Consider the following 21,912-nt stretch of genomic DNA (forward strand, 5'->3'; position numbering starts at 1 on the left):
GCAGTGGCGGGCCTGGAGACGAGGTGAAAAACGACGGCTCGGCTTCAGTACAGGTCCTGCAGGATCTCCAGCGTCTGCTCGCGGTCGCTCCACGTGACGAAGATGGCGACGCTGGTCGCGCTGGTGATGATGTCGTGGACGTTGATGCCCGCATCGGCCAGCGGGTTGACGATGCCGGCGATGACGCCGGGCTGGTTCGGGAGTTCGCCGCCCGTGATGCGGACCACGGCGATGTCGTCCTCGACGGTCACGGAGGAGAGTTTCTCGTCCTCGACGACCTCGCGGTGGAGGATGTTCTCGGAGCGTTCGGCCTCCTTCTCGTCGACGTAGAAGGTGATGGAGTCCATGCCCGAGGCGACCGCGTCGATGTTGATGTCGGACTCGGCGAGGGCTTCGGAGAGGCGGTGGAACACGCCGGACTGGTTGCGGATGGCCCGCCCCGCGACGGTGAGACAGGCGAGTGGCTCCTCCAGCATGTCGACGAGGTGCTTGAACTGGCCGGTGATCTGTGTGCCGCCGGAGAGCAGGTCGCCGTGCTGGTAGTGGACGACCCGGACGTCGAGGTCGTCGTCCTTGTAAGAGAGCGCAGACGGGGCGACGACCTCGGCGCCGCGGAAGGAGAGGTTGCGGAGTTCGTCGACCGATATCTGGCCGACGTTGCGGGCGCCCTCGACGACGTGTGGGTCGCCCGTCATGACGCCCTCGACGTCGGTCACGATGACGACCTCGTCGGCGTCGAAGTACTTGCCGAGCATGACCGCCGTGGTGTCGGAGCCACCGCGGCCGAGGGTGGTGATGTGACCGTCGAGCGTCTCCGCGAGGAAGCCCGTGATGACCGGGACGACGTCGCCGAGGTCCTCGGAGATCTTCGCGGCGCGCTTTTTCGTCTCCTCGACGTTGACCTCGCCGTTCTCGTTGGCGACGACCGGCCAGTCCGGGTGGCCCGGTTCGAGGAAGACCGCGTCGATGCCCCGGGCGCCGAGGGCGGCCTTGAGCATCCGGACGGAGGTCCGCTCGCCCATGCTGACGATCTCGGCGCGGTCGGCCTCGTCGGCCTCGAACGTGATCTCGTCGAGCAGGTCGTCGGTGGTGTTGCCCATCGCGCTCGCGACGACGGCTATCTCGTGACCCTCACGGACGGCGGCGGCGATGGAGTCGGCGGCGCGGTTGATGCGGTCACCGCTGCCGAGACTCGTCCCCCCGAACTTGGCGACTACTCGCATACGTCCACCTCGTCGGTGCGAAATCGGTTCATACCCCACCATTTCCCCGACGCGGGCATAACTATGTCCCTCCGGGGAAAAACCTGCCGCGGTGTCGATATCGGGGGCGGTGGTCGGTCGTCACGGTGTCGCTGCTGGCGGTCGGCGGACGACCGGCTGCCGGACTGGCCGGTCGTTCGTGGCCCGCTACCGGCCGCGCGACCGGCGCGCAGCCTTCGGGTTTTATACCGAACCGGTCCCAAGGTTCGACTGATGTACGTACGGGACGCGGTGGAGGCCGACGCGGAGGCGCTGGCCGCCATCGCCGATACACCGGCGGACGTGATGCGCAACCTCGTCCACGACCGGACCGTCCGGGTCGCCGAGGCCGAGGCGACCGAGGTCAACGACCCGAACGCCGACGTCGAGGAGACCGACGAGGCGGAGCTGCTGGGCTTCGTGAGCTTCGACGCCGAGACGGACACGGTACACATCACCCAGCTCGGCGGCACCGAGGCCGCCTGCGAGCGGTTGCTGGAGGAGCCGCTCCGGTTCGCCCGGACCGAGGGGATGACCGTCGAGTTGCTCGTCACCGACCCCGACGCTCCCGCGGCCGTGGCGGCCGAACAGGCCGGCTTCGAACGGATCGGGACGGGGCCGCGCTTCGAGCACTCGGAGACGCTTCGCTACCGGTTCGGGATGGACGACTGACGGAGAACGCAGGAACGGCCGTCGATGACGGCGACAGCGAGGGTCAGGAGAACTTTCTGACGGTCACGTCGAGGTCCTGGAGGTCCACGATGGGCGCGTACCCGGCGTCGGGGTCGATGTTGACGGACTTCTGGAAGTCGGTCTGTTCCTGCCAGCAGCCGGAGTTGATGGCGAGGACGTTGTGGTACTTCCCGAAGCCGAGCTTGTGGACGTGGCCGGTGTGGAAGATGTCGGGGACGTTCTCGATGACGAGGTAGTCCTCCTCCTCCGGAGCGAGGCGGGTGTGGCCCCCGTACTGCGGGGCGACGTGGCGCTTCTTCAGCAGCTGGTACATCGCCTTGTGGGGCTCGTCGTAGCTCGCCTTGTCCTCGGGGAGTTCCGCGATGACCTCGTCCAGCGAGACGCCGTGGTACATGAGGACGGAGACGCCCTCTATGGTCACCGTCGAGGGGTTGCCCGTGATGCGGGCGTCGTGGGCCGACATGATGCTCCGGAGTTCGTCGTCGAAGCCCGGCTGGGGTTCGGCCAACCGGACCGCGTCGTGGTTCCCCGGGATCATGATTATCTCGAGGTCGCCGGGCACCTGCTTGAGCTTCTCGTTGAACGTCTCGTACTGCTCGTAGATGTCGACGACGTCGAGTTCCTCGTCCTGGTTCGGGTAGACGCCGACGCCCTCGACCATGTCGCCAGCGATGCAGAGGTACTCGACGTGTTCGGCCTCCTCGGTGTACAGCCAGTCGCAGAAGGCGTCCCACTCGTCGTGCATGAACTCCTGGCTGCCGACGTGGACGTCGGAGATGAGCGCGGCTTCGACCTTCCGGTCGGCGTAGGACGGCTCGTAGGTCCGGGGCACGTCGGGGAAGTGCATCGAGTCGACGAACACGATGCCGGCGTCGTCCGAGAGCGTCCCCTCGATGGCGATGACCTCGTCACAGAGCAGTTCGTCGACCAGCTCCGCGATGTCGCGGTCCTTCATCACGAGGCAGGGGAACGTCCCCTTGGTGTCCTCCAGTTCGACGAGCCAGTGGCCCGAGGCGGTCGACCGGATGTCGTTGACCATCCCGACGATGGCGACCTCGCTGCCGGGCGCCATCGACTCGATGGCGGTCGTCGGCCGGTGGTTGACCCGCCCCCGCAACTTGCTCGAGAGCTTGTCGTAGCGGTCGCGGAACACCTTCACGAAGTCCTTGTACTCGCCGGTCCCGGTGCTCTGGCCGGTGATGTCTCCGGCGATGTCGACCGACCGCTTCGTGGGGTCGACCTCGCGCTGGAAGGACCCCCCTGTTTCAACTGGAGCAGCCGCGGTATTCCCGGGTGAATGGGGAGAATCTCCACCCGAAACGGAGGGGTCTGGTTCGGCGGTCTCGGGGTCGGCGGCGGTTCCGGGGCCAGCGGTCCCGGAGTCGGCGGCGGCCGGGGTCTGGGTCGGGTCGTCCGGTGAGCCGCCGTTCGCCGCGGCCTCCCGCGCCGACCCGTTCGATTCCGCCTCGCGGACCGTCCGGACGTCCTCGGCGGTGATGACGATGGTGTCCTCGCCGGCCGCGTCGACGACCGCGCGGAGGGTTCCGGTCGGGTCGTCGGCGGTCGCGATGAGCGTCACGGCCTCGCGCTCGGCGTTGTAGCCGTGGCTCGCGAGTTCGCCGACGATGCGTGCAGACCCCTCCAGTGGCACATCACTCTCGAACTAGCCCGGCGGGCAAAAGGGTGCCGAAAGTCGGAACGAATCGAGCCGGAAAGCGCCCGACGACCTGTCGACCGCAACAGAAGGTTGATTGGCGGTGGGAGACTACCCGGAAGCAGATGACCGGACCCGGAAGCGACGACCACCCCGACGACGCCGACGCCGACGAGTCCCCCGGCGACGACGGGATGGACGAGTGGGAGTGGGCCGACGACACATCGACGTCGGCAGACGACGAGTCGGCGGCGCCGGACGACGAGTCGGAACCGGCCGACAGCGGGTCCGGAACCGGCGACGACGACGAGGCTGGCGACCGCGGCTCGCCGGGTGACGATAGCGAACCTGCCTCTCACGACCGCGAGTCGACCGAGCCGGCGGAAGGCCACCCACTGGACACCGACGCCGACAGCGACACCGGCGCCACCGCCCCTGCGCCACAACCGGGGGCGAGCGCGAGTGACGGCGACGAGGACTTCGACGGTCCAATCGACTGGTTCTTCAACACGAGCGACCCCTGGGTCCAGACCATCCGCGACATCGGCAGCAGCGTCCTGACGGTGGCCATCATCGGCCTCGTCCTGTTCGCCGTCAGCGGCGTCTGGCCGCCACTCGTCGCGGTCGAGAGCGGCAGCATGGAGCCCCACATGCACAAGAACGACCTGGTGTTCATCGTCGACGAACACCGGTACGCCCCCGCCAGCGCGGCGGAGGGGACCGGCGTCGTGACCTACCAGCACGCGAAGACCAACGGCGGCTACTGGAGCTTCGGCGACTACGGCAACGTCATCGTCTACCAGCCGTACGGGAGCGACCGCCGCACACCCATCATCCACCGGGCCATGTTCTACGTCGAGGAGGGCGAGAACTGGTACCAGCGGGCGAACAAGAGCTACCTCGACGGCGCGAACTCCTGTGCCGAGATCGCCAACGACGCCTGCCCGGCCCCCCACTCGGGCTTCATCACGAAGGGCGACAACGAGGTGACCAACGACCACTACGACCAGGTCGGCGGCCAGTCCAACGTCGTCCGTCCCGAGTGGATCCAGGGGAAGGCGAAGGTGCGCATCCCCTTCCTCGGCTGGGTCCGCCTCCAGTTCGCCCAGCTCGCGACCGTGACCGCCGGCAGCGCGCCGCCGACGCTGACCGGGCTTCGGCTGCAACTCGGGCTGTTCGCGGCCGGCCTCGGGACCGTTGTTTCGCGTCGACGCGGCTGGCTGTGAGCTGCTGATTCTCGGTTCGGATTCGGTTCTTCAGGTTCGTCGTCCCCCGAGTAGCCGCCTGGCGCGCGCCGACGAGTGTGTCGGAGACCACGAGTCGGACGCGCGAGGGACGACTGGAACGGAGTGAAGTGAAACGAAGCGTAGTGGCGGGAGTCGGCTGGGGAGGGTGTGGCTGCGGTGCTGTGCTGTTGCGGTCTCCACTGCCATCGGCGCGAGTGAACTGCCCGTTCGACGCACCACCACGAGTTCGACTCGAAACGACAGCCATCGACGGAACAGCGCCGGCCGTCAGCGAAACGAGACCTCCTGACGAAGCAATCGGTGAAGCAATCAGTTGTTGAACCGCGCCTGTACGAACGGCTGGATGTTCTCGATGTCGCCCAGCCGCGAGTCGCTCATCAGGACCGCCTCGGTCTCCTCGATTGGGACCGAGAGGCTGATCTCCTTGGTGCGGCCGTAGCGACCCTTCGAGACGACGACCGCGTTCACGATGCCGAGCATGTCAAGCTCGGAGATGAGGTCGGTGACGCGGCGCTGGGTGAGGACGTCGGCGTCGATCTCCTCGCAGAGGCGCTTGTAGATGTTGAACACCTCGCCCGTGTTGATGTTGTGGACGCCGTTCTTCTCCAGCAGGATGATGGCGAACAGGACGAGTTTGCTCTGCGTGGGTAAGGTGCGTACCACCTCGACCACGCGGTCGAGTTCGATCTTGTCCTGGGCCTGCCGGACGTGCTCCTCGTCGACGACCTCGGACTGGGAGCGCTCGGCGAGCTCGCCCGCGGTGCGGAGCAGGTCGAGTGCACGGCGAGCGTCACCGTGCTCCTGGGCGGCGAAGGCCGCACACAGCGGGATGACGTCCCCCGTGAGTGCGCCGTCCTTGAACGCCACGTCGGAGCGGTGCTGGAGGATGTCCCGGAGCTGGTTGGCGTCGTAGGGCGGGAAGACGATCTCCTCCTCGCCGAGGCTGGACTTGACGCGAGGGTCGAGGAAGTCGGTGAACTTCAGGTCGTTCGAGATGCCCATGATGCTCACGCGGGAGTTCTCCAGCTCGGAGTTCATCCGCGAGAGGTTGTACAGCGTGTCGTCGCCCGACTTCTCGACCAGTTTGTCGATCTCGTCGAGCATGATGACGACCACGCGCTCCTCGTAGTCGACCGCGTCGAAGAAGACGCTGTAGACCCGGTCGGTCGGCCAGCCGGTCATCGGGACGCTCTCGAACTCCTCCTGGTCCTCGCGGAGGGTCTCGATGCGGTCGCGGACGTCCTCGCGGGAGTCGAACTCGGTGTCGGCGAGGGGGTGCGTTTCGGCTGCGCCGGCGCTGGACCGGTCGTCGGTGTCGGGGGCGGTGCCCGAGGCGGTCGCCTCGTACTCGTCGAGTGCGTCGAGCCGGTCCTGTAGTTCGTCGATACGGCGGTCGATGATCTCCTCGTTCTCGTCGATGAACTTGTTCGCGAGCTGGGCGAGCACGCGGTACTGGGTGTCGGTCACCTCGCAGTTGATGTACTCGACGGAACACGGGACCTCGTACTTCTTCGAGGTGGACTCGAGTTCGTTGGAGACGAACTTCGCGCTCGCGGTCTTGCCGGTCCCGGTCTTCCCGTAGATGAGGATGTTCGAGGGGGTCTCGCCCCGGAGCGCGGCGACGAGGATGGTCGCCATCTTGTTGATCTGCTCCTTGCGGTGGGGGAGCTCGTGTGGCGTGTAGGAGGGCCGCAGCACCTCCTTGTTCTCGAAGATGGGCTCCCCGCTGAGGAGGTCGTCGAACAACCCCTGGGAGGCCTCTTCCTCCTCCTCGTCGAGGACCACGTCGTCGAGGTCGACGCTGAAGTCCCGCGATGTCTCTATCTTTCCGGGTCGGTCCCCGTCTCGTTCGTCACCGCCCGCATCGTCGTTATCTGTCATCTGTTACGTTCACCCCTTTGTTTCATCTGGAGATAGTCGCCAGCCCGGTCGCGAGAGGACGTGACACCGGCAGTGAGTAGGTTCATAGTGAAGAACGCGATGTCGAACCGTCCAGTTGATGCAAACGAAGCAGATGAACACGAGGGTAATAATAGTTGTCCTTCAGCGACCAGTTCGGGGTCGGTCTCGGGGGCGTTCCACACGAAGTAACCGGGTGTTGGAGGGTCCTACTGCGAGTATCGAGCCGTTTCAGAGTTCGAGCCGGTGGTTATCCAGTCGGATGGGTACCTCGGGGGCCTCCGGTTTCAGGTCGAACCGGGGTGGCGGTGGTCGGTCGGCGAGTCGGTCGGGTCAGGATGGGAGGTTGGGGGATACAGCGTGAGTTCGGGGTCAGGACGGCGAAGATCGGTAGCTGGACGGGAAACGAAGACAGGGGAGCAGGTCGAAAAGACCGAGAACGCGACGAAGTCCACAGGAGGTCGGTACGTCGGCAACCGGAGTGGACGGGAAGGAAGGGGGTTCGTTGGGACACAGACCGGGGGGACCACCCTGTGCTTCCGGTCGAACGCTCGATGCGGAGAGACGACGGACTGCCTGTCGGAGACGGAATGTCGGAAGGAGGAGTTCTAGTCTAGTTAGTCTGCGCTCACGTACGCGAGCAGGCTTCCATCGTCCCGCAGAGAACCTCCTCTATACTACCGGGAGTCTATCCCGTAGGCAACTGATGGAGTCGACGACCTCGGTAGCTCGACGAACCGCCTATCGAGTGGACCGCGTCTCCTCGGGGCTGTCGATCCAGGAGCCCCGGAAGGTCCTGGAAGGAGATGGCGAGTTCCCGGTGGGTCCAGCTTGAGGGAGTCGTCGATGGAGGTGATGCGGTGGAATGGATAGTGAATGCTGGCGGGCCCTGGGTCGGGTGTCCGTGCTGGTCGGTCAGTGCTGCCGAGTACTGTGGACGGGAAACGAAGGGGTGCTAGCACGTCTCTAGGGACCCCCCCACCCCTTCGTTTCGGGTGGAACGCGAGAAAGGTGGGGTGGGGGTCCACGGGGTCTTCTAGTGCCGGAATGTTTAAGACGGTAGTCTATAAACAATATCCGCACTGCCGTATTAATCCAAATAGTACTAGAGCTAGTTATATTGTAGACTAGACGTTGTCTCTTTTCTGTTTCTTCACTAGAACAAAACACGCCATCTGCCGCCACCCCGACCACCCCTTCGACCGTCTCCACCCGAAACGAAGGGGTGGGGGGCTACCAACGTCGGCCGGTACCACCTATCGTGTCCACTGTCACCAGACCACGTGCCTCACGTTTCGTCTTTCCACCTCGAGCTATCCACTTCGATCGGTGACTGTCCCTGTATCGCCTACCGGGTCGTCCAATCCGTCCGAAGCCCGGGAGAGCGTGGGCCATTCTCCGGTCCACTCGACACTCCCGGGATCTTCCGCTGTCATCGACGCTCTTCTGTCCCGGTCTCCGACTCCCAGGAGCAGACGTCGAAGCAACCAACTGACTCGACAAGCGGTTCACCGCGTTCCACGTGAAAAACCCGTGTGTTGCGGCACTCGAACGGGTCTGGTTCGTGTGCACAGACCACGTCCCCGTCATCCGGTTTCCGGGCCGCTCGGCGCCCGTTCTCGACACGTTAAATGATATACAAATTTCATGTCTGACGTAGGCTTAAGTGAGTCGAGTTCGCTACTATGGGCAGACGCACGTGGATTGCGGTTTCACAGCCGGTCACGTGTGGGAGGATAGAACAGGATGGGACTCATCTCAGGACTGAAAGACAGCCTCGCTCGCGTGAGGGAAAGTCTGTTCACAGAGGAGGAGCAACAGAAGCGAATCGGCATCTACGGACCGCCGAACGCAGGTAAGACTACGCTGGCGAACCGGATCGCCCGCGACTGGACTGGTGACGCCGTCGGGCCAGAGAGCCACGTTCCACACGAAACGCGCCGCGCCCGGCGCAAGGAGAACGTGGAGATCGAGCGCAACGGCAGCTCCGTCAACATCGACATCGTCGACACGCCCGGCGTGACGACGAAGGTCGACTACGAGGAGTTCATGGAGTTCGACGACTTCGACAAGGACGAAGCCGTCCGGCGCTCCCGCGAGGCCACCGAAGGCGTCGCGGAGGCGATGCACTGGCTCCGCGAGGACGTCGACGGCGTCATCTACGTGCTCGACAGCTCGGAGGACCCGTTCACGCAGGTGAACACGATGCTCATCGGCATCATCGAGTCGCGCGACCTGCCGGTGCTCATCTTCGCGAACAAGATCGACCTCGACGAGTCCAGCGTCAAGCGCATCGAGGACGCGTTCCCGCAACACGAGACCGTCCCGCTCTCCGCCCTCGAGGGCGAGAACATGGACGAGGTCTACGACAAGATTGCGGACTATTTCGGGTGAACAATGCCGGAAGCTAAAACCTCAGACGGCGGCGGGGTCCAGATCGACCTCATCAGTGGCGAGCGGATGGCTAACCTCGCGAGCATGGAGAAGATCCGGATGATCCTCGATGGCGTCCGCGACGGGAACATCGTCATCCTCGAGGAGGGCCTCTCGCCCGACGAAGAGTCGAAGCTCATCGAGGTCACGATGACCGAGATCAGCCCCGACGAGTTCAACGGTATCGAGATCGAGACGTACCCCCGCTCGAAGACGAACGACGCGAGCATCCTCGACCGCATCATGGGTCGCGAGGAGACGTCGAAGCTCACGGTCATCGGTCCGGCGAACCAGATCGAGACGCTCCACAAGGACGAGAACCTCATCAGCGCGCTCGTCTCCCGGAAATAATGCCCCACCAGTGTACCGAATGCGGCCGGACGTTCGAGGACGGCTCGAAGGAGATGCTCTCGGGCTGTCCCGGCTGCGACGGGAACAAGTTCCAGTTCATCCCGAAGGGCGCGATGGACGACGCCGATGGGTCGCCGAGCCAGCCCGACGACTCGGCGAGTCCACCCGACCGGCCGTCACGGGACGGCAACGCGGTTACGAAGGCGGCCACGACCGTCCGCGAGTGGGTCAACCGGAACTCCGAGGACGAGGACCGCGCCTGGCCGAAGTCCGCGACAGAGGACTACGACACGCCCGCCGAGAAGGCGGCAGCACGGTCGGACGAGTCGCCGGCACGGGCCGACGACTCGCCAACCGGGCCGGCAGAGTCGGGAACCCAGCCCACCGAGTCGACCGCCGGGACGAGCGACCCGGCTGCAGGTGAAACACAGCCCTCGAACGCCGCCGAGACGGCGGAACCCGAGGCAGCGGAACCCACCCCGGCCGAGACGACCGGCCCGAAGAGGGCCGAGGCGGCCGAATCGGACACTGCCGAACCGGACACTGCCGAGTCCCGGCCCGCCCCACAGTCGGCCGACGACCAGGAGGGTGCGGGCAGCATCTCGGCGCGGACGATGTCCTCCGAGGACAACGCACAGGCGAGTGCACGCTCGGACATCGTCTCGCCGGACGAACTCCCCGACCCTGGCGAACAGTCGAGCGCCGCATCCGGTGCGGAGCCCGCCGCCCAACCGGCCCAGTCGGGAGCCCCGGAACAGCAGGTCGGCTCGGCCGACGGCCACGTGGTGGCCGAACCGGCCGACACCGAGGTCGACGACCGGCCCGACCTGGACGAGTTGCGCGAGGAGCTCAACCAGCAGTTCGAGAGCATCAAGATCCTCAACCCCGGGCAGTACGAGCTGAACCTGATGGAGCTGTACGACCGCGAGGAGTACATCATCTCCCTGCGCGAGGACGGCCGCTACGTCATCGACGTCCCGGACAGCTGGCGCGGGGAGGAGTGAGCCGACAGCAGCAATCTGTCCCATCCACACCCCTGTTTTTCGGGTCCAGAAACCGAACCATCGGGTTGTAGAATGTCTCTGAACCGAATGGTGGTTCCAGTCGAAACACTCGGTAAGACAGTCTCGTCGTGGCTGTCGGTGCGCACACCAGCCACAGCGTAAGACTTGCCCGTCGCAGCCATAACATCCGCGCGTCGCGGCCGGAACTGGTGGTTTTAAGCGTTCCCGCTCGTACCACCCGCACATGAGTGACGCCACCAAGATCGTCCTGACCACGGTCGGAGTCTCTGGAGTGCTCGCTATCGCCCTCGTGCTCGTCTCGCTCGGCGCCGGCGGCGTGTGATGTTCAGCGAACGCGACCTCTCTCCTTCGGTCGCGGCGGTCCGCGACGAGCACGCCCCGGGGGCGCTCGTCCTGGACGCGGCCACCGACTTCGAGACGATTCCGCCAGCACAGGCCGAGGACCTCGGTCTGCTCGTCGACTCGCTCTCGCCGACGGAGTACGACCCGGCGTGGGTGCCCGAGGAGGCCCCCGAACTCCTCCATCGGCTCGCCGGGAACGAGTTCACCATCGGCGCACCCGGCGACGGGAGCGTCGCGTGGACCCGCCAGACCGACCCGCCCGTCGTCATCGTGAAACCACGGGTGGAGGGCTCGCCGGAGTCGTTCATCGACTTCCTCGTCGCCGAAGCGCTCGTGGAGGCTGGCCTCGACGTCCCCGAGCACTTCCTCGGCTTCTTCGCGGCGCACTACCGCGACCTCGCCGACGCCACGCCGCTGGATCCGAACGCGACCTACCAGGTCGCCGCGGCGCTGTACGACGGCTGGCTCGGCCTGCACACGCGGGACGTGTTCGCCGACTGGCTGTCGACCCAGCCCGCCCTCGGCGAGGCGTGGCAGGACGCCGGGTCGCGCCTCGAGGGTCGGCTCGACGGCCTCGCCAGGGAGGTCGCACTCGGCCAGACCGACTTCTCGGACGCGACCGAGCTGGCCTGTAGCGGCCTCAAACACGCCGTCGAACTCCCGGCACCCTTCGCGGCACTCGACACCGATGCCTACCGCGACCGGGGTGCACCCTACGCGGTCAAGTGGGCGGAGAAGACGTTCGAGTCGCTGCAGTAGTCGGGGTCGAATCGACGCTAGTCTTCCCCGGGTTCGGTTCCGGGTTCCGAGGCGGTCGACTCGCCGTCTGCCAGCACCGCTTCCAGAACGATTCCCTCCTCGAACCCGCCACGGGCGGCCAGTTTCTCCCGTCGTTCCCTCGCGACCGCCTCGGCCGGGATGTCCTCGGCATCCCGGACCGCGTCGAGCACGGTCAGCACGTCGGCCAGCTCCTCGGCGCTCGGGTCGGCACGGAACTCCCGTGCCTCCTCGACGAGCTTCTCGCGAAGGCGGTCGCGGTACTCCTCGCCGTCGGCGACGTGCGTGACCGGTGTCTCGCCGTTCTCGCGGATCACCGCGGGAATATCGTCGCGGACCAGTTTGTCGAACCTCGTCATGAATCGCGGTCGGCGCGCAGCGTGAGAATCAGTCGTCGAAGGAGACGTTGCCCTCGACGTCGAGGTCGATGACGCGGTCGAACAGGTCGCGGTAGCCCTCCTCGACGTCGTCGTCGTGGACCTCGTCGGAGAGGTGGAACAGGCCGACGGCGTCGTGCTCGTCGATGAGTTCGAGGATGCGCTCGACGGCCTCGCGGCCCTCGTCCTCGCCGGCGTAGTAGGCGAGTTCGGTGATGGAGTCGAAACTGACGCGGAGCTTGCCGTCGTGTTCCGCGAAGAAGCGCTCGGTCTGTTCGATGATGCCGTCGAGGTCGTCGGGGGCGGAGACGTAGTGGACGTTCTTGCTGGAGCGTCGGGAGTAGCCGCGCTCGACGCTCAGGGTGTCGAGGATGACCGCCTTGGTCTCGTCGACGTCGTAGTACTCGAGCTTCTGGCGGACCTCACGCGCGGTGGTTCGGGTAGAGATGACGAAGAAGTAGTCCGTGTCGTGTTTCAGAAATTCGGTGTCGATCCGGTCCGTCTCACCTGTGGATGGATGGACGAGGAGGATGTTGGTCCCACCCGGAATCGTCTCGTCGAGTCCGTCTACCGTGAGCTGATAGTCCATACCTGCGGAAACCGGCGGGACGAACTTAACGTTGCGGGTGCGAAAGTGAGCCACGCTACCGGGGTACACGGCGTGAACCGCCGGTCTGTCGGGGGCCGCCCGACTCGTCACAGCAGCGAGTCGGCGGTCGCGGCACCGACCACGCTGAAGATGGCCCCGACGCTGATGGCCTTGAGTGTCGTGACGGCCATCTCCGTCTCCGTCGGGTTCGTCAGGATGCCGTCGCCGTCACCGACGAGGAACGTCTCGGGGGCGGTGAACGCGAGCGCGAGGATGGCGACCGACCCGAACGAGACGACCATGAGGGAGACGAACCGGAGCGGGATGCCACCGACCTCCAGCTCCCGGTCGGGGTTGCGGTCGTCGTCGGCCTTGTAGAGCGCGCCGTAGCCGATGGCCCCGACGATGGCGACCGTGACGAGGCCGTGGAGCGTCGACATGTTCGCGGCGAGGACCCACACCTCCTCGGTCACGACGAACGGTCCGGCGAGCAGGAACCCGCCGACCACCTGCTGGGCGCTGTCGGCGAGCTTGTACCGCTTGCTTGGGCCGACCATACCGGTGGATGCACGCCCGGGGCGGATAAGCGGTACGTTCTCGCATCGCATGAGGGGTGGTCTCCCGAACGGGTTTTGTCCTCTCGGGTCTGAGGGGTTACCCATGAGTGTCCGCGAGGAGTTCGACGCGTGGGCCCAGGACGGCCGCGACAGAGGGATGGAGGACCGCCACTGGCACACCGCCAAGCACGCACTGGCACGGATGCCGGTCGAGACTGGCGAGACGGTCGTCGACCTCGGCTGTGGCTCCGGCTACGCCGGGCGAGCGCTCCGCGAGACCAAGGACGCGGGTCGCGTCTACGGCCTCGACGGCTCCCCGGAGATGGCCCGGAACGCGCAGTCGTACGCCGACGACGAGGCGCTGGGCTACCTCGTCGGCGACTTCGACGACCTGCCGTTCGCGACCGACAGCGTCGACCACGTCTGGACGATGGAGGCGTTCTACTACGCACAGAACCCGGAGAACACGCTCCGCGAGGTGGCCCGTATCCTCCGCCCCGGCGGGACGTTCACCTGCGCGGTGAACTACTACGAGGAGAACGTCCACTCCCACGAGTGGCAAGAGTACATCGAGGTGGACATGACGCTGTGGAGCGCCGCCGACTACCGCGAGGCGTTCCGCGACGCCGGGCTCCACGTCGCGAGCCAGGACAACGTCCCGGACCGTGACATCGACATCCCGCCGGCAGACGAGTTCCCGACCGAGGACTGGGAGACTCGCGAGGCGATGGTCGAGCGCTACCGCACCTTCGGCACGCTGGTCACGGTGGGGGTGGCTCCGTGAACGTCGTGGAGGTACTGCTCGGCGTGTTCGGGATGGTCGCCATCCTCGGGGTCGGCCTCGCGTTCGTCGCGTTCCCCGAGGAGATGCTGAAGCTCCGGTTCGCACACCTGCGGTCGACCCGGCGGTACATCACCAGTACCCGGGTCACCCTCTACCGCATCATCGGCCTCGGGGTCGTCCTGATGGGCCTGCTGGGCCTGTTCGGCTTCCTGTTCTGACCCTCCGTCTCCGTTCTGTCGCGGTTCAGTATCGCTCGCCCGCTTCGATCGTCGTCTCCAGCCAGTTCTCCTCGGGCGGCAGTGGACACGAGAAGGTGTCCGAGAAGGCACAGAACGGCGAGTACGCGAGGTTGAAGTCCAGGGTCACGGTGTCCACGTCTTCGAGGTCGCCGTCGACGTGGAGCTCCATGTACCGGCCCTTCTCGTAGGTCTGCTGGCCGGTCGTCTTGTCGCGGAAGGGGACGAACAGCGGTTCGGGCTGGCCCTCGTCGGGGCGCTGTTTGTAGCCGTGGAGTTCGTACGCGTCGCCGTCCAGCTCGAACGAGAGCGTCGCGACCCGGACGTAGCGGACCTCGGGGCCGTTCGTCGTCTCCATCGGGACCGGCTCGGGCTGTGCGTGGTGTGTCAGGTCGGCCTCGACCCGAAACGCCGGGTCGGGGTCGAAGTAGGCCACGCCGTCGAAGTCGTCGCGTTCCTCCGGGGGAATCGGTGACTGCGGATGCTCGCCGAAGAACTCGTCTTTCTCCTCGCGCTTCTGTTCGAGTTCGGCCCGCCAGGTGTCGGCGTCGAAGTCGCTCATACCCGTCGTTTCGGGTCGAATCGGGTAGGCGTTGTGCTCTGTGCGTGGTGACTGGTGGGCTCGTGGAGCGGGTGCTGGTGACGACGAGCATGTGACTCGCGCCGATGGAAATGGGGGACCCCCGCACAGCACCGTTCCGTACCACGCCCTCCCCAGCCGATTGCGCGCTTCCTTCCGCTCCACTCCGTTTCGCTCCAGTCCAGTGCTCGTCCCTCGCGCGATGCCGACTCGCGGCTTCGCTAGCGCGAGGCACGCTCGTCAGCGCGCGCCAGGGTGGGACGTTGGTTTTCCACGTCACCCGGTGATGCTACCGCCCCCGCAGACCCCTCCGGTTCCACTGGAGATGCACCGTCGTCTCCGGACTTCCCTCACATCCGTCCCGGAGTTTATCACCGATAGGGCGGCCACCTCCGACAGGCCTATGGACGGAGGACGATGACGCAGATACAGATGACCGCGCCGTGGCGAGCCGTCTTCGGACACGCGGAACCGTACGACGAGCAGGTCGACGGGATCGAGACCGCCATCGAGACGGCCGAGAACGACGGGTTCACCGTCGTCGAGGGTGCCTGCGGGACTGGCAAGACGATGCTGGCGCTGACCGCGGGCATCAACCTCGTGCGCGACCCCGACTCGGACTACGAGCGCGTGCTGGTGCTGACGAGCGTGAAACAGCAGCTCCGGCAGTTCGAGGAGGACCTGGAGACCATCAACGCGAACCTGCCCGCCGACTGGGACCCCGTCTCGGGGCTCACGCTGGTCGGGAAGTCGGACGTCTGCCCGTACAACCGGGAGAATTCGGGCGGCATCGACGACGGGAACGTCTACGACCGGTGTGACACGCTCCGGGAGAAGACCCGCGACCTGACCGGCGAGGGCGGCGACACCACTGCCGAGGCGCTGACCGCGCAGGCCCGCAGCCAGCAGATCGACCTCGCCTCCTCGGGCGCGGGCGGCGGGGCGGCCTCGTACCTCGAGAGCGCGGGTGAGCCGTCACCCTACCCCCGGACGATGCCCGAGTACGACACCGGGACGGGGGACGTCGAGTTCTGCCCGTTCTACGCCCGGTTCCTCGCGGACATGCCCGACGACGGCGACCCGGCGGAGGCGGTGCCCTTCGACTTCTCCGACGCCGGTCTGCTCCGCCCCGACGACCTCGTCGCGAAGGGGATGGAGTACGGTACCTGCCCGCACTCGCTGATGGGCGTCCTCCTCGCGCACGCCGAGGTCGTCGTCGGGAACTACTACCACGCCTTCGACCCGACCACGACCTCGTCGTTCACCGGTCCGCTCCTCGACGATTCGACCTTCCTCGTCTGCGACGAGGCGCACATGCTCGAACCCCGGGTGCGCGACCTCGTCAGCGACGGCGTGGCCGACCGGACACTCAGAGATGCGGAGGCTGAACTCACCCGCGTCATCCAGCCCGTCGCCTTCTCCGAGGGCCGGGGCACGACGAGCCGCCAGACCACCGCCGACGCCGACCTCGTCCGTGGCGAACTCCACGACACCGACCTCGAGGTCTCGGACCTCGAACACGCGCGGGACTTCGTGGTCGACCTCCGCGAGGAACTCGACCGGCGGGTCACGGCCCACCTCGACCGCGAACACCGCGGCTGGAAGTCAGACCTGAACGACCTGCCCGACGCCGAGATTCCCCTGCGCGACCCCGAGCACCCGGCCCCCGACGAGATAACCGAGTGGGCCGAGGCTGCGGGGTACGACGGCCGCACCTGGACCGACCTGCCCGACGCGGCCGCGGTCACGGCGCGCATCCTCAACGAGGCCGAGGACGAGGAGAAATCGAGAGCCGTCGAGAGCATGGCCCGCGCCCTCTCGGCGTGGTTCCACCGCGACCACACCGAGTACTTCCGCGAGATCGAACTCGAACGCACCTGGGACGACATGGAGCCGGTCGACTCCTGGCGCCGCGCCTACAACGCCCGGCTCGCCATCCAGAACTGCGTCCCCTCCAGCGTCATCGCCGAGCACCTCGCGGAGTTCGGCGGCGGCGTCCTGATGAGTGCGACGCTCGCGCCGATGGACGTCTTCGCGGAGGTCACGGGCCTGAACCACCTGGAGAAGGAGGGTCGGCCGGTCGAACAGCGGACCTACGGCCTGCACTTCCCCGAGGAGAACCGCGAGTCCTTCGCGGTCGCCGCGCCGAAGTACACCTACGACAACCGGGGGGACACCGGGGAGGAGAACCGCGTCCGGCAGACCTACGTCGACGCCATCTGTTCGGTCGCCTCCTCGCCGGGGAACGTCCTCGTCGGGATGCCGAACTATTACGAAGCGAAGTGGGCCGCCGAGCAGTGCCAAAAGCGCCTGGACAAGCCGGTCCTGCTGGACGAATCCAGCGCCGACAGCACCACCGAGGACCTCAAGGACGAGTTCTTCGCGGGCGAGGGGAAGGTGCTCGTGACGAGTCTGCGGGGGACCCTGACCGAGGGCGTGGACTACAAGGGCGACCGGCTGTCGGCGGCCGTCGTCTGTGGCGTCCCACTCATCAACACCGCAAGCCCGCGCACCCGCGCCGTCAGGAAGGCGTACGACGAGAAGTTCGGCGACGGCTTCGAGTACGCCCTGACGGTGCCCGCGGTCAGGAAGGCCCGGCAGGCAATCGGCCGGGTGATCCGCGGCCCCGAGGAGGTCGGGGTCCGGGTGTTCGTCGACGAGCGCTACGCCCGCGACTCGTGGGATTCGGTCCGGGAGTACCTCCCCGAGCCCGAGCGCGAGGAGTTCCAGCCGGTGAGTCCCGACATGCTGGACTTCGGGCTGGAGCGGTTCTGGTCCGGGCAGTGAGTGCTGGGTGGGTCCGGTGAATCGTGGATGTGGGTGGTTCAACGAGGGATTCGACCGCTCTCGCTAGCGTCCATGACCGCCACCGCACAGCACCACGCCCTCCCCAGCCGATTCCGATGCTCCCTCCGCGACGCTCCGGTGCGCTTCTCACCCCTCGCGTCCGACGACAGCCACTCGCTTCGCTCGGGACTGTCCTCAGCACGCACCGGACCGGTTGATTCCTCCCAGAAACAGCCTCACACCACGGTCGCGTCCGCGGGGTCGAACCCGAGCTGGACCGTCTCGTCCCCGGGGACCGAATCGGTCCGCCAGACGACCTGCCGGCCGCCCCAGTCGCAGTAGACCCGCACCGACTCGCCGAGGAACTCGGTCTGTGCGACCGTCACCGAGAAGCGGTTCTCGGAGTGGTTCTCGCGCAGGTGCTCGGGTCGGACGCAGAACGTCACGGAGTCGCCCCGCACGTCGTCGGTGAGCAGGAATTCGCCCTCGCCAACGCGCACGCGAACCCCCTTCGTTTCGACTGGAGATGTGGCACCGGTGAACACGTTGTTCTCCCCAACGAACTCCGCGACGAACCGGCTCGCGGGCTCGCGGTAGACCGCCTGTGGCGTCCCGACCTGCTCGACCTGCCCGTCGTGCATGACGGCCACGCGGTCCGAGATGGCGAGAGCCTCCTCCTGGTCGTGGGTGACGTAGACGGTCGTGACGCCCAGCTCTGACTGGATACGGGCGACCTCCCGGCGCAGCGTCTCGCGGAGTCGCGCGTCCAGCGCGCTCATCGGTTCGTCGAGCAAGAGCACGTCGGGTTCGGGGGCGAGGGCGCGGGCGAGGGAGACGCGCTGTTGCTGGCCGCCGGATAGCTCGTCGGGGGCGCGGTCTTCCATCCCGGCGAGGTCCACGAGGTCGAGCAGTTCCGTGACCCTCGCGTCGTGGTCGTTGATGTCGGTGAACTGCAGGCCGTAGGCGACGTTCTCGGCGACGCTCATGTGCGGGAACAGCGCGTAGTTCTGGAAGACGACGCCCACGTCGCGGTCCTCCGGCGGGACCCCGGCCATGGATTCGCCGCCGAATCGCACCACTCCCGAACTCGGCTCCTCGAACCCGGCGATGGTCCGCAGGGTGGTGGTCTTCCCACAGCCCGAGGGGCCGACCAGCGTGAAGAACTCGCCGTCTTCCACGTCGAGGCTCACGTCCGAGAGGGCGGTCGCATCGCCGTACTCGACCGACACGGCATCGAGGTGGAGGTCGCTCACGGGCGACCACCCCCGTTCTCGCCAGGCGACCCCCGGTCGGCCCGGCCACCGAGTCGGCCGACGACGACGAAGCTCGCGGCGGTCACGAGCAACAACACGGTTCCCATGGCCATGGCGGGCCCGAACCGGCGCCCGAGGTAGCGTTCGACCGCGACTGGCATCGTGTAGCTGGCCGCGTCGCTGGCCAAAATCACCGTCGAATCGAACTCGCCGATGCTGATGGCGAACGCGAAGGCGGCACCCGCCACCAGCCCGGTCGCGACGAGGGGCAGTTCGATGTCGAGCAGTGCCCGGGTCCGCGTCGCCCCGAGGCTCCGGGCCGACTCGACGAGCCGGCGGTCCACCCCGTCGAGCTGGGGCGCGACGTTCCGGACCACGAAGGGGTACGCCGCGACCGCGTGGGCCGCGACGATGGCGATGGTGCCGGTGACCTGGATCCGCCAGCCACCCCACAGCGGGATGCCGAAGACGAGCCCGCGGAGTAGCCCGACGCCGAAGACCACGCCGGAGACCGCGAAGGGGAGCATCGTCAGCGTCTCGACCACACTCCGCCCGCGACCTCGCCCCTCGCCGGTCGTCACCACCGAGACCACGACGCCCATCGGGACCGCCACGAGGACGGTCGCCCCGGCGAACAGGAGCGAGTTCACGATGGCGGGCAGGGGCTTGGTCTGGTAGCTCGCGCCCGTGGTCTGGCGCTCCAGCAGGAAGGCGTAGTGCTTCAGGGTGACGCCGCCGCCGTCGGTGAGTCCTTCGAGGGTCATGGCGGCCAGTGGCCCGACGAACAGCACGACGACGAAGAGGCCATAGAGCGCGATGCCCGCCCGTTTCAGGTCGAGCGCACCGAACAGTCGGTCCCGCCTCGGGCCGTCGCCGCCGCCCATGGCGCGCTGGGCCGCCTCGTACCGCAGGTAGGCGTAGGTCAGCACGAGCGAGATGGCCGTCTCCAGCACCGCGAGCGTGGCCGCCTCCTCGAACCGGAGGTTCGACACGCGGTCGTACACCCACACCTCGACCGTGGCGAGTTCGAGGCCGCCGAGGGCGAGCACGATGGGGAACGTGAGGAACGTGAAGATGAAGGTGAGCAGCGCGCCGGTCATGATGGCCGGCTGGAGCTGGGGCAGGACCACGTCGCGGAAGGCCTTCCGCCGGCTCGCGCCGAGGCTCCGGGCCGTCTCGACCGCGCTCTCGTCGACCGACTCCCACGCCGCCGTGGTCACCCGGGTCACCAGCGGCGCGTTGTAGAAGGCGTGCGCGAGGATGACCACGGCGAGGGGGTGGTTCCCGAGGAAGTTCAGGGGGCTGACGCCCACGAGTCCGAGCAGCCAGTTCGCCAGCCCGGTGCGCCCGAAGGCGGCGTAGAAGCCGCTCGCGACCATGATGCCCGGGAGGACGAACGGGAGGATGGTCAGCGACCGCAGCAGCCGCCGCCCGGGGAACTCGAACCGGGCGAGGACGTAGGCGCCGGGCAGCCCGATGGCGACGCTGGCGAGCGTCGAGAGGAACGCCTGGTAGGCGGTGAAGCCGAACAGGCCCTTCCGGAGAGGTGGCAGCGAGACGCCGGCGAGCCCGACCTCGATGGCGAGGACCCAGTCGGCGACGTTCCCGAGGTGGGTCCCGACCGCGAGAGGCCGGGCGAACACGCCCGCGAGGACGCCGACGTAGAAGGGGTCGGTGAGGACCGTCGCGAAGGAGTCGAACGGGGCCGCGCCGCCGAACGCCTCCTCGAAGACGAGCGCGACCGGCAGGAAGAGCATGACCACCAGCACGAGGGTGGTTCCGACCGTGAGCGCGGGCAGGCCGTAGTCGTCGACGGCGTCTCGAAGGCGGGCGACCGCGGTTCCGACCGCCCCGTCAGCCGCAGTCTCCGACCGGCCGAGCGCCTGCTGGAGCCGGTCGGACGCGGACATCTAGTTGCTGGCGATGGTCTTCGCCCACTCCTCGGTCCACGTCGAGAGGTTGCCCTGCAGCTCCTGGTAGGTGTACGCGACCGTCTCGGGCGGGCGGAAGGCGTAGTCGTCGAACGAGGCGGGGAGCGAGACGTGGTCGTCGGTGACCGCGGGGAACTGGACGTTCCGGACCGCGAGGGTGGCCTGGGTCTCGCTCGCGAGCATGAAGTTCAGGAACTCGGTTGCCAGCCGAGGCTTGTCTGTGTTCTGGAATACGGCCATGCCTTCCGGGTTCGCGTAGCCCTGGTCGTTCAGGAAGCCGACCTGGTGGCGGCTCATGTCGAGGTCGTCGCGGTTGGCGTACACCTGGTCGGTCGAGTAGGAGACGACGATGGGCCGCTGGCCGTCGAGGTAGGCCTTGTAGGCGTTCCACCACGAGCCCAGTATCTTCACGTCGTTGGCCTGCAGGTCCTGCCAGTAGTCGAGGTAGCCGTCCTCGCCGATGGCGTCGACGGTCCAGAGCATGAACGCCTGCCCGGAGTCGGCAGACTGGGCGTTCTGGGCGAGCAATGTCCCCTGGTACGGGTCGGTCGTCAGGTCCTCGAAGGTCTGTGGGGCGTCGACCGCGCCCTCGTCGTACACGAGACTGATGTAGCCGGTGTCGTACGGGAGGACCCGCCCCTTGGGGTCGTCGAACTCCAGTTCGGAGCGCACGCGGCTCGCGCGGGCGATGTCCGAGCGCGACAGTTCGCCGAACAGGCGCTTGTCGCCGAGGGTGTCGTCGATGGTGACGAGGTCGTCCACGTTGAGCCCGACGAAGACGTCCGCGTCGACGGAGACGCCCTCGCTCCGGCGCTGGACGTACTCGGTGACGCCGTTCTTGGGCGTCTTCCACTCGATGGTCACGTCGTCGTACTGCTTCTCGAACTCCTGTTTGATCCACGCGCCCGGGCTGCTGGAGGGCGAGTCGACGAACGACTCGTAGGTCGCCACCGTCAGTTTCCCGGACGGTTCGCCCGTCGTGGTGGCCTTCCCCGTGCCCTGGCTGGTCGTGGTCGCGGTGCCGCCGGTCGTGTCGGTCCCGCCCTCGGTCCCGGTACCCTCGTTGGTCAGACAGCCCGCGAGGCCGAGGCCGCCCGCCGCCGCGACCGCAGATACGAAGTCACGTCGTTTCATTAGCCGGTGATTCCACCTTGTT

Annotated in this window: 20 protein-coding genes; 10 read left to right on the top strand and 10 right to left on the bottom strand. The window is 66.9% G+C overall.

The features are described from left to right. Nucleotides 1-44: 44 nt before the first annotated feature. Entirely contained in the window at nt 45-1,223 is a 1,179-nt protein-coding gene (locus NOV86_RS10600; RefSeq protein ID WP_267641356.1) for an aspartate kinase, read from the bottom strand. Between the two features lie 252 nt (nt 1,224-1,475). Here NOV86_RS10600 and NOV86_RS10605 point away from each other — a divergent pair, with 252 nt between their 5' ends. Next, nucleotides 1,476-1,913: a hypothetical protein gene (locus NOV86_RS10605; protein WP_267641357.1), complete on the top strand. Its 438-nt coding sequence runs from the start codon at nt 1,476-1,478 to the stop codon at nt 1,911-1,913. Nucleotides 1,914-1,956: 43 nt separating this feature from the next. On the opposite strand, the gene NOV86_RS10610 is transcribed toward NOV86_RS10605, so the two are convergent. Beyond that, nucleotides 1,957-3,585 carry a DNA-directed DNA polymerase II small subunit gene (locus tag NOV86_RS10610; protein ID WP_267641358.1) on the bottom strand — a complete coding sequence of 543 codons (1,629 nt, stop codon included), beginning with the start codon at nt 3,583-3,585 and terminating at the stop codon, nt 1,957-1,959. Between the two features lie 128 nt (nt 3,586-3,713). Between NOV86_RS10610 and NOV86_RS10615 the strand changes: the two genes are divergently transcribed. Continuing rightward, nucleotides 3,714-4,814 (top strand): S24/S26 family peptidase, encoded by a 1,101-nt coding sequence (locus NOV86_RS10615; protein ID WP_267641359.1) that lies wholly within the window; start codon nt 3,714-3,716, stop codon nt 4,812-4,814. Between the two features lie 330 nt (nt 4,815-5,144). Here NOV86_RS10615 and NOV86_RS10620 read toward each other — a convergent pair whose 3' ends face one another. Then, on the bottom strand, nt 5,145-6,716 hold the full coding sequence (locus NOV86_RS10620; protein WP_267641360.1) for a Cdc6/Cdc18 family protein: 1,572 nt from the start codon (nt 6,714-6,716) through the stop codon (nt 5,145-5,147). A gap of 1,764 nt (nt 6,717-8,480) precedes the next feature. Here NOV86_RS10620 and NOV86_RS10625 point away from each other — a divergent pair. The 5 genes from NOV86_RS10625 to NOV86_RS10640 all read left to right on the top strand — a co-directional run bounded on the left by NOV86_RS10625 (nt 8,481) and on the right by NOV86_RS10640 (nt 11,644). Next, nucleotides 8,481-9,128: an Era-like GTP-binding protein gene (locus NOV86_RS10625; protein WP_267641361.1), complete on the top strand. Its 648-nt coding sequence runs from the start codon at nt 8,481-8,483 to the stop codon at nt 9,126-9,128. A 3-nt stretch (nt 9,129-9,131) separates the two neighbouring features. Next, a complete protein-coding gene (locus tag NOV86_RS10630) occupies nt 9,132-9,518 on the top strand; it encodes a DUF2073 domain-containing protein (protein ID WP_267641362.1) in 387 nt (128 codons plus the stop codon). Further along, nucleotides 9,518-10,522: an OapC/ArvC family zinc-ribbon domain-containing protein gene (locus tag NOV86_RS10635; RefSeq protein WP_267641363.1), complete on the top strand. Its 1,005-nt coding sequence runs from the start codon at nt 9,518-9,520 to the stop codon at nt 10,520-10,522. Before NOV86_RS10630 ends, NOV86_RS10635 begins: the two co-directional genes overlap by 1 nt. A gap of 244 nt (nt 10,523-10,766) precedes the next feature. Continuing rightward, nucleotides 10,767-10,865, top strand: a complete 99-nt coding sequence (locus tag NOV86_RS23395; RefSeq protein ID WP_435365272.1) for a hypothetical protein — start codon at nt 10,767-10,769, stop codon at nt 10,863-10,865. Continuing rightward, nucleotides 10,865-11,644: a DUF7089 family protein gene (locus NOV86_RS10640; RefSeq protein WP_267641364.1), complete on the top strand. Its 780-nt coding sequence runs from the start codon at nt 10,865-10,867 to the stop codon at nt 11,642-11,644. Before NOV86_RS23395 ends, NOV86_RS10640 begins: the two co-directional genes overlap by 1 nt. Before the next feature lie 17 nt (nt 11,645-11,661). Here NOV86_RS10640 and NOV86_RS10645 read toward each other — a convergent pair whose 3' ends face one another. The 3 genes from NOV86_RS10645 to NOV86_RS10655 form a co-directional block, all read right to left on the bottom strand. Continuing rightward, nucleotides 11,662-12,021, bottom strand: a complete 360-nt coding sequence (locus tag NOV86_RS10645) for a nucleoside triphosphate pyrophosphohydrolase (protein ID WP_267641365.1) — start codon at nt 12,019-12,021, stop codon at nt 11,662-11,664. 28 nt (nt 12,022-12,049) lie between these two features. Next, nucleotides 12,050-12,628, bottom strand: a complete 579-nt coding sequence (locus NOV86_RS10650; protein WP_267641366.1) for a DUF7090 family protein — start codon at nt 12,626-12,628, stop codon at nt 12,050-12,052. A gap of 107 nt (nt 12,629-12,735) precedes the next feature. Further along, nucleotides 12,736-13,185 carry a DUF2391 family protein gene (locus tag NOV86_RS10655; protein WP_267641367.1) on the bottom strand — a complete coding sequence of 150 codons (450 nt, stop codon included), beginning with the start codon at nt 13,183-13,185 and terminating at the stop codon, nt 12,736-12,738. A 103-nt stretch (nt 13,186-13,288) separates the two neighbouring features. Here NOV86_RS10655 and NOV86_RS10660 point away from each other — a divergent pair, with 103 nt between their 5' ends. After that, complete coding sequence (locus NOV86_RS10660; RefSeq protein ID WP_267641368.1) at nt 13,289-13,969, top strand: class I SAM-dependent methyltransferase; 681 nt, start codon at nt 13,289-13,291, stop codon at nt 13,967-13,969. Continuing rightward, complete coding sequence (locus tag NOV86_RS10665) at nt 13,966-14,187, top strand: hypothetical protein (protein ID WP_267641369.1); 222 nt, start codon at nt 13,966-13,968, stop codon at nt 14,185-14,187. Before NOV86_RS10660 ends, NOV86_RS10665 begins: the two co-directional genes overlap by 4 nt. 25 nt (nt 14,188-14,212) lie before the next feature. Here the strand turns inward: NOV86_RS10665 and NOV86_RS10670 are convergent, their stop codons facing one another. After that, complete coding sequence (locus NOV86_RS10670; protein WP_267641370.1) at nt 14,213-14,767, bottom strand: DUF1684 domain-containing protein; 555 nt, start codon at nt 14,765-14,767, stop codon at nt 14,213-14,215. 435 nt (nt 14,768-15,202) lie between these two features. On the opposite strand from NOV86_RS10670, the gene NOV86_RS10675 reads away from it, so the two are divergent. Further along, nucleotides 15,203-17,572, top strand: a complete 2,370-nt coding sequence (locus NOV86_RS10675; protein ID WP_267641371.1) for an ATP-dependent DNA helicase — start codon at nt 15,203-15,205, stop codon at nt 17,570-17,572. A gap of 236 nt (nt 17,573-17,808) precedes the next feature. Here the strand turns inward: NOV86_RS10675 and NOV86_RS10680 are convergent, their stop codons facing one another. From NOV86_RS10680 to NOV86_RS10690, 3 genes are read right to left on the bottom strand one after another with little or no spacing between them, the layout of a single operon-like run. Further along, on the bottom strand, nt 17,809-18,825 hold the full coding sequence (locus tag NOV86_RS10680; RefSeq protein ID WP_267641372.1) for an ABC transporter ATP-binding protein: 1,017 nt from the start codon (nt 18,823-18,825) through the stop codon (nt 17,809-17,811). Continuing rightward, the gene (locus tag NOV86_RS10685; protein ID WP_267641373.1) at nt 18,822-20,735 is read right to left on the bottom strand and encodes an ABC transporter permease; all 1,914 of its coding nucleotides are present in this window, start codon (nt 20,733-20,735) and stop codon (nt 18,822-18,824) included. The genes NOV86_RS10680 and NOV86_RS10685 overlap by 4 nt, the downstream gene beginning before the upstream one ends. Then, complete coding sequence (locus NOV86_RS10690; protein WP_267641374.1) at nt 20,736-21,890, bottom strand: thiamine ABC transporter substrate-binding protein; 1,155 nt, start codon at nt 21,888-21,890, stop codon at nt 20,736-20,738. Nucleotides 21,891-21,912: the final 22 nt, after the last annotated feature.

This window comes from Haloarchaeobius amylolyticus, assembly GCF_026616195.1.
Lineage (GTDB): Archaea > Halobacteriota > Halobacteria > Halobacteriales > Natrialbaceae > Haloarchaeobius > Haloarchaeobius amylolyticus.

What these genes read in the sequence shown, in the direction of transcription:
- NOV86_RS10600 (WP_267641356.1), bottom strand. Translation starts at nt 1,223, where the DNA reads ATGCGAGTAGTCGCCAAGTTCGGGGGGACGAGTCTCGGCAGCGGTGAC.
- NOV86_RS10605 (WP_267641357.1), top strand. Translation starts at nt 1,476, where the DNA reads ATGTACGTACGGGACGCGGTGGAGGCCGACGCGGAGGCGCTGGCCGCC.
- NOV86_RS10615 (WP_267641359.1), top strand. Translation starts at nt 3,714, where the DNA reads ATGACCGGACCCGGAAGCGACGACCACCCCGACGACGCCGACGCCGAC.
- NOV86_RS10620 (WP_267641360.1), bottom strand. Translation starts at nt 6,716, where the DNA reads ATGACAGATAACGACGATGCGGGCGGTGACGAACGAGACGGGGACCGA.
- NOV86_RS10625 (WP_267641361.1), top strand. Translation starts at nt 8,481, where the DNA reads ATGGGACTCATCTCAGGACTGAAAGACAGCCTCGCTCGCGTGAGGGAA.
- NOV86_RS10630 (WP_267641362.1), top strand. Translation starts at nt 9,132, where the DNA reads ATGCCGGAAGCTAAAACCTCAGACGGCGGCGGGGTCCAGATCGACCTC.
- NOV86_RS10635 (WP_267641363.1), top strand. Translation starts at nt 9,518, where the DNA reads ATGCCCCACCAGTGTACCGAATGCGGCCGGACGTTCGAGGACGGCTCG.
- NOV86_RS23395 (WP_435365272.1), top strand. Translation starts at nt 10,767, where the DNA reads ATGAGTGACGCCACCAAGATCGTCCTGACCACGGTCGGAGTCTCTGGA.
- NOV86_RS10640 (WP_267641364.1), top strand. Translation starts at nt 10,865, where the DNA reads ATGTTCAGCGAACGCGACCTCTCTCCTTCGGTCGCGGCGGTCCGCGAC.
- NOV86_RS10645 (WP_267641365.1), bottom strand. Translation starts at nt 12,021, where the DNA reads ATGACGAGGTTCGACAAACTGGTCCGCGACGATATTCCCGCGGTGATC.
- NOV86_RS10650 (WP_267641366.1), bottom strand. Translation starts at nt 12,628, where the DNA reads ATGGACTATCAGCTCACGGTAGACGGACTCGACGAGACGATTCCGGGT.
- NOV86_RS10655 (WP_267641367.1), bottom strand. Translation starts at nt 13,185, where the DNA reads ATGGTCGGCCCAAGCAAGCGGTACAAGCTCGCCGACAGCGCCCAGCAG.
- NOV86_RS10660 (WP_267641368.1), top strand. Translation starts at nt 13,289, where the DNA reads ATGAGTGTCCGCGAGGAGTTCGACGCGTGGGCCCAGGACGGCCGCGAC.
- NOV86_RS10670 (WP_267641370.1), bottom strand. Translation starts at nt 14,767, where the DNA reads ATGAGCGACTTCGACGCCGACACCTGGCGGGCCGAACTCGAACAGAAG.
- NOV86_RS10675 (WP_267641371.1), top strand. Translation starts at nt 15,203, where the DNA reads ATGACGCAGATACAGATGACCGCGCCGTGGCGAGCCGTCTTCGGACAC.
- NOV86_RS10685 (WP_267641373.1), bottom strand. Translation starts at nt 20,735, where the DNA reads ATGTCCGCGTCCGACCGGCTCCAGCAGGCGCTCGGCCGGTCGGAGACT.
- NOV86_RS10690 (WP_267641374.1), bottom strand. Translation starts at nt 21,890, where the DNA reads ATGAAACGACGTGACTTCGTATCTGCGGTCGCGGCGGCGGGCGGCCTC.